This window comes from uncultured Microbacterium sp., from assembly GCF_913776565.1.
Taxonomy (GTDB): domain Bacteria; phylum Actinomycetota; class Actinomycetes; order Actinomycetales; family Microbacteriaceae; genus Microbacterium.
The window spans coordinates 1-6,083 of sequence record NZ_CAJYPF010000078.1; the positions used below are offsets into that span (position 1 = coordinate 1).

The 6,083-nt window shown below is 71.8% G+C and carries 4 protein-coding genes, 2 pseudogenes and 1 riboswitch; of the genes and pseudogenes, 4 read left to right on the forward strand and 2 right to left on the reverse strand.

Annotated features, from left to right (window positions below; translation table 11 throughout):
• Positions 1-639, reverse strand: a pseudogene (locus QZ433_RS04565) (glycine cleavage system protein T); the annotation flags it as partial.
• Between the two features lie 162 nt (positions 640-801).
• A riboswitch (glycine riboswitch) is annotated at positions 802-896 on the reverse strand.
• A gap of 87 nt (positions 897-983) precedes the next feature.
• Complete coding sequence (locus tag QZ433_RS04570; RefSeq protein WP_295780224.1) at positions 984-2,159, reverse strand: MarP family serine protease; 1,176 nt, start codon at positions 2,157-2,159, stop codon at positions 984-986.
• 220 nt (positions 2,160-2,379) lie between these two features.
• On the opposite strand from QZ433_RS04570, the gene QZ433_RS04575 reads away from it, so the two are divergent.
• The 4 genes and pseudogenes from QZ433_RS04575 to QZ433_RS04590 all read left to right on the forward strand — a co-directional run.
• Entirely contained in the window at positions 2,380-3,105 is a 726-nt protein-coding gene (locus QZ433_RS04575) for an NUDIX domain-containing protein (RefSeq protein WP_295780225.1), read from the forward strand.
• Between the two features lie 11 nt (positions 3,106-3,116).
• Positions 3,117-4,448: a quinolinate synthase NadA gene (nadA, locus tag QZ433_RS04580; protein ID WP_295780227.1), complete on the forward strand. Its 1,332-nt coding sequence runs from the start codon at positions 3,117-3,119 to the stop codon at positions 4,446-4,448.
• Positions 4,445-5,941, forward strand: coding sequence for an L-aspartate oxidase (nadB, locus tag QZ433_RS04585; protein ID WP_295780228.1), 1,497 nt, complete (start codon positions 4,445-4,447; stop codon positions 5,939-5,941). Before nadA ends, nadB begins: the two co-directional genes overlap by 4 nt.
• Positions 5,935-6,083 (forward strand): annotated as a pseudogene (locus tag QZ433_RS04590) (nicotinate-nucleotide diphosphorylase (carboxylating)); the annotation flags it as partial. The gene nadB and the pseudogene QZ433_RS04590, both read left to right, overlap by 7 nt.

Sequence of the window (6,083 nt, forward strand, 5' to 3'; positions counted from 1 at the left end):
CTCGTAGCCGTCCTCGCCGGTGTATCCCGTCCGCGCGACGAACAGGGGCGCGCCGTCGAAGGTGCCCGCGGTCCACGCGTAGTACCCGAGCTCGTCGAGCGGGGTGCCGGTGATCTCGACCCCCGGGGTGGAGCTCAGGATGCCACGGGCCGCGGGACCCTGCAGGGCGATAAGCGCGTACTGGTCGGTGACGTCGTCGACGGTGAGGGTGCCGGCGTCCTCGGACCCCCACGTCGCCCGGGCGGCCGCGAACGCGGAGGCCCTGGCATCCCGGTTGCCCGCATTGGAGATGACCAGGAAGGATTCCTCGCCCGTGCGGTAGACGATGACGTCGTCGACGATGCCGCCCGATTCCGCAAGGACCAGCGAATACTTCGCCTTACCGACCTTCATCGTCGACAGGCGACCGGCGAGCACGTGGTCCAGGAACGACGCAGCGCGAGAACCCTCGACGCGGAACTCGGCCATGTGCGAGATGTCGAACAGTCCCGCCGCCTCGCGGACGGCGCGGTGCTCGGCGAGGTCGGAGGTGTAGCGCACGGGCATGTTCCAGCCGCCGAAGTCGGTGAACGAGGCGCCGAGGGCCTCGTGCCGATCGTGCAGCGGCGACGTGCGCGGTGGAGCGGGGGTTTCGGTCATGAGTTCTGCCGTTCGCGATGACGGTCAGACACCGGTCGGCGCCTGAGAACTCCCCCTCTGTCATGGGCCTGAGAGTTTCACTCGCGCCGTCGTGGACGGCCGCGGGCTTTCACCGTCGGCGGGCTCGGGGACGTGGCATCCCGAGCCTCTTTCCAGAGTGGCCCGATCGACGCGGTACGCGTACCTGAGAGATTGGCGGGGAGGCTTGCTCCTTCGGTGCCCGGCTGCGTTCGCCGGAGCTCTCCCGCATCGATCATGGGGCCGGTATGGACTTGTGGGGTCAGCCTAGCGGAGCACGCCCCGCGAGGCAGCCATTCCGGGCGGGTACCCGGGGCTGCGCAGGGTCAGCCCCGCGTGCAGCTCCCGGATGCCACGGGCGCCGACAGCGACCCCAGCTGCGCCATGACGGGTTCGAGTTCGGCGGGGGTCATGGCGTAGCCGACGTTGTCGTCCGTGTCGGAGCGGGCGAAGACGATGCCCGCGACCTCGCCGGTCGTGGTCAGCAGCGGGCCCCCCGAGTTGCCCGGACGTACGACGGCCGCGAGCGCGTAGATGTCGCGCGGGGTCGAGGACGCGTCGTAGATGTCGGGGACGGGGACGGTGCCCTCCGACAGCACCTGCGCACTGCCCGAGGTGAAGGGGCCACCGCCCGGATAGCCCTGCACGACGGCGGGCGAGCCGACGCCGAGGGTCGACACGATCGGCAGGGCAGCGGCATCCAATCCGTCCACCGAGACCACCGCGATGTCGTCGATCGGGTCGAAGTAGACCACGCGGCCCTCGCGGGCGGGCTGACCGGGCAGTTCGACGACCGGGGTGTCGACGCCGGCGACGACGTGGGCGTTGGTGACGACGCGGTCGTCGGCGACGACGAAGCCCGAGCCGCTCGAGGTGACACCGCACGCGTAGGCGGTTCCCGATACGCGGGCGACGGACTGCGCGGCCTGCGTGAGGGCGGGGTCGTCGAGGGCGATCTGGGGGGTGCTCGGGACCGGGCCGATCTGGATGAGCTGACCGAGGCGCGGGATGCCCCCGGCGAAGACCGAACCGCGCAGCTCGGCGAGCGCTCCCCGCACGGGAGCGGGGGTGAGGTCGTCGATGGTGCGCACCACGGTGGAGGACCCCAGCGCGGCCGACACCACGGGGACGCCGGCGGGGGTGATCGATCCCGCGGCGAACGAGATCGCCAGAGCCGCGGCCGCGACGTTGACCACACCGCCCAGCAGCCGCTCGGGCACGCGCAGCTTGATGCGGTCGGCGCCGCGGCGGAAGAACCCGCCGACGGCACTGCCCAGACCGCTGCCGATCAGCAGCAGCAGGACGCCGCTGAGGATCATGAGCGGGCCGCGCCACGAGGGCGCGGTGACCCACTGGCCCACGAAGGGCGTGACCCAGTAGGCGGCGACGGCGCCGAGGGCGAGGCCGGCGAAGAACCCGATCGTGGCGAGGAACCCCCGCGAGAGGCCCACGATGAGCGCGATCGCCAGAAGGGCGATCAGAACGATGTCGATGAACGGCATCCGACCTCCTGAATCCGGTTCGAGGCTAGGGCGCTCGTCTGTGAGAACCCTTTCGACGCGCGGCGGCGGGCCCGGTCGCACCCCTCCCCCTCGATAAACGCTGACGCTGTCGAGACACGCGGTGCGTCGCCGTGTCTCGACAGGATCGGCGTTTGTCGGCGCAAGAGCGCGCCCTTCGGGTCGGGATGACACTAAGATCGGCAGCGGAGATATGGTCACCATGACACGAACCCCGAGCCCCCCTCACCGCGACGCCGACGTGCGCGTCGCGGTGTCGACCGTGATCTTCAGCGTGCGCCGCGACGCCCACGACGAACCGGTCCTCACGCTCCCGCTCGTCCGCCGCACGCGCGACCCCTTCGACGGCCGGTGGGCGCTCCCCGGCGGATGGCTGGATGCCGCCGAAGACCTGGATGCCGCGGCATCCCGCACCCTCGCCGAGACGACCGGCCTCTCTCCCAGCTATCTCGAGCAGCTGTACGCCTTCGGTGCGGTCGACCGCTCCCCCACCCGCGTCGTGTCGATCGTGTACTGGGCCCTGCTGCGCTCGGACGAGGTCGACGCCCAGGTGGCCGCGCACGCGCGGCAGGGCGACGCCCCCGAGAACGTCGAGTGGTTCGACGCGACCGATCTGCCGGCGCTGGCCTTCGACCACAACGACATCGTCGAGTACACCCTGTGGCGCCTCCGTAACAAGGTCGGCTACAGCCGGATCGCGCACGGACTGCTCCCCGACGAGTTCACGCTCGCGGACCTCCGCGAGGTCACCGAGTCGATCCTCGGCAAGCGTCTGGATCCGGCCAACTTCCGTCGCCAGGTCGACACGAGCGACACGCTCATCCCCACCGATCGCTTCCGCACCGGGAGCCATCGCCCCGCCCGTCTGTACCGCTACAACCGCGACGTGGAGCTGGCCGACCGCGGCCCGCTCCCGTCCCGTCACTGATCGGAAAGCCCATGTCCGCCACTCCCCTCACCTTGCAGCCCCGCCCGGCGATCGACCCCAGCGTCGACCACGCGATCCAGGCGATCGTCTCGGGCGCGTCGACCGACGCCACGTGCACGACCGACCTCGCCGTGGGTCCCTGGGACTTCGACACCCGCCCCGGCTACGGTCCGGGCTCGTCGATGGGCGACGTCATCCCCACCGGTGCACCACGCCAGGGCGAATTGCCGCAGCAGTACCGTGACGCCTCGGACGACGAGCTCGACGAGCGCATCCGCGCCGCGAAAGCCACGCTCGGTGACCGCGTCGTGGTGCTGGGGCACTTCTACCAGCGCGAAGAGGTCGTGCGTCACGCCGACTACGTGGGCGATTCGTTCCAGCTCGCCAACGCGGCGAAGCAGCGCCCCGAGGCCGAGGCCATCGTCTTCTGCGGCGTGCACTTCATGGCCGAGACCGCGGATCTGCTCTCGCGCCCCGAGCAGGCCGTGATCCTGCCGAACCTCGCGGCGGGGTGCTCGATGGCCGACATGGCCGACATCGATCAGGTTGAGGAGTGCTGGGAGCAGCTCGAAGAGGTCCTCGGCGACCTCGAGACGCCGGATGCCGACGGCCTCGTGCCGGTGATTCCGGTGACCTACATGAACTCTAGCGCCGCCATCAAGGGCTTCGTCGGTCGTCACGGCGGCATCGTCTGCACCTCGTCGAACGCCCGCACCGTGCTGGAGTGGGCGTTCGCCCGCGGACGCCGAGTCCTGTTCTTCCCCGACCAGCACCTCGGGCGCAACACGGCGAAGGCGATGGGGGTGCCGCTCGAGCAGATGCCGATGTGGAACCCGCGCAAGCCCCTCGGCGGCTCCACCGACGCGCAGATCGTCGACAGCCGCGTCATCCTGTGGCACGGGTTCTGCTCGGTGCACCGCCGCTTCACGGTCGACCAGATCGACAAGGCCCGCGCCGAGCACCCCGGCGTCCGCGTGATCGTGCACCCCGAGTGCCCGATGGAGGTGGTGGATGCCGCGGACGAGGCCGGATCGACCGACATCATCCGCACGGCCATCGCCGCCGCCACCGAGCCCACGACCTTCGCGATCGGCACCGAGATCAACCTCGTCCAGCGCCTGGCCGCGCAGTACCCGCAGCACGAGATCTTCTGCCTCGACCCCGTGGTCTGCCCGTGCTCGACGATGTACCGGATCCACCCGGGCTACCTCGCGTGGGTGCTCGAGTCGCTCGTCGCGGGCGAGGTCGTCAACCGCATCACCGTCCCCGCCGATGTCGCCGAACCCGCCACCGTGGCGCTGGAGCGCATGCTCGCGGCCAAGCCGAACGGCGCGGTGAAATGACCACCGTCGTCGTGGTGGGAAGCGGCATCGCCGGGCTCACGGCGGCGCTGCACGCTCACGAAGCCGGATGCCGCGTCACCGTCGTGACCAAGGGCGCCCTGCCCGACACGAACACCCGCTGGGCGCAGGGCGGCATCGCCGCCGTCACCGACCCGGCCGACTCGGTCGCCTCACATGCCGCCGACACCCTCACCGCGGGGGCGGGTCTGAACGACCCGGACGCGGTGGACGTCCTGGTCGGCGAGGGGCCGGCGCGCATCGCCGAGCTCGTCCAGCGCGGAGTGGCCTTCGACCGCACCGCCGACGGGGACTTCTCGCGCGGACTCGAAGCGGCGCATGCCGTCGCGCGGGTGCTGCACGCCGGCGGCGACGCGACGGGAGCGGCCATCCAGGCGGCCCTCGGCGACGCCGTGCGCCGGGCGGGCATTCCGCTGCGCGAGCATGCGTTGCTGCGCGACCTCGTCGTGCAGGAAGGCCGTGTCGCCGGCGTCGAGCTGGCCGACGGCGAACGCCTGCCGGCCGACGCGGTGATCCTCGCCACGGGCGGCGCCGGGCAGCTGTACGCCCACACGACCAACCCCACCGGTGCGACCGGCGACGGCATCGCCGCCGCGATCCGCGCGGGAGCGGCGGTGGCCGACCTCGAGTTCGTGCAGTTCCACCCCACCGCGCTCGCGGTCGGCGCGCCGTTCCTGGTGTCCGAGGCCGTCCGCGGCGAGGGCGCGATCCTCATCGACGACACCGGGCGGCGCTTCGCCTTCGACGCCCACCCCGATGGCGAGCTCGCCCCGCGCGACGTCGTGGCCCGGGCCAACGCGCGTGCCATGGCGGCGCAGGGCGGTCGCCCCGTGCGCCTGGACGCGACGGCTCTGGGTGCGGCCCGTCTCGCGCAGCGCTTCCCGACGATCGACGCCGCCGTGCGCGAGCGCGGACTCGACTGGGCGCGAGAGCCCATCCCGGTGACGCCCGCGGCCCACTACCTGATGGGCGGGGTCGTCACCGACCTCGACGGGCGCACGACCGTGCCCGGCCTGTACGCCGTCGGCGAGACGGCCCGCACCGGGGTGCACGGTGCCAACCGTTTGGCATCCAATTCGCTCCTCGAGGGAGCCGTGTTCGGTGCACGCGCCGGCGAAGCGGTGGCCCGCGACACGGACTGGCCCGTCATCCCGGCGAAGCCCGCAGCTCTGCGACGCGTACCGGATGCCGCGGCCCCGCCCTTCACACGCGCGGCGCTGCAGGAACTGATGTGGACCGACGCCGGGCTCATGCGCGACGCCGCGGGTCTCTCGCGCGCCGCCGGAATCCTCGCCGCGTGGCGCGCATCCGCCGCCTCCCCCGGTGTCGAAGACGCCAATCTCCTCCTCGTCGCGGCGCACGTGGTCGACGCGGCGCTCACGCGCACGGCATCCATCGGCGCGCACTTCCGCTCCGACGTGCCCGCCGCCACGGCATCCGTCCCCTCCTCACCCTCGAAGGTGCTCGCATGTTGACCCGCTCCGCCATCGACCGCGTCGTCACCGCCGCCCTCGAAGAAGACGCCCCCTGGGGCGACCTGACGAGCGAGACGCTCATTCCCGAAGACGCGACCGCCCGCGCCGAACTCGTCGCGCGTGTCGAGGGCGTCTTCAGCGG

Coding starts and splice junctions, on each gene's coding strand:
- QZ433_RS04570 (WP_295780224.1), bottom strand. CDS start 2,159: ATGCCGTTCATCGACATCGTTCTGATCGCCCTTCTGGCGATCGCGCTC.
- QZ433_RS04575 (WP_295780225.1), top strand. CDS start 2,380: ATGACACGAACCCCGAGCCCCCCTCACCGCGACGCCGACGTGCGCGTC.
- nadA (WP_295780227.1), top strand. CDS start 3,117: ATGTCCGCCACTCCCCTCACCTTGCAGCCCCGCCCGGCGATCGACCCC.
- nadB (WP_295780228.1), top strand. CDS start 4,445: ATGACCACCGTCGTCGTGGTGGGAAGCGGCATCGCCGGGCTCACGGCG.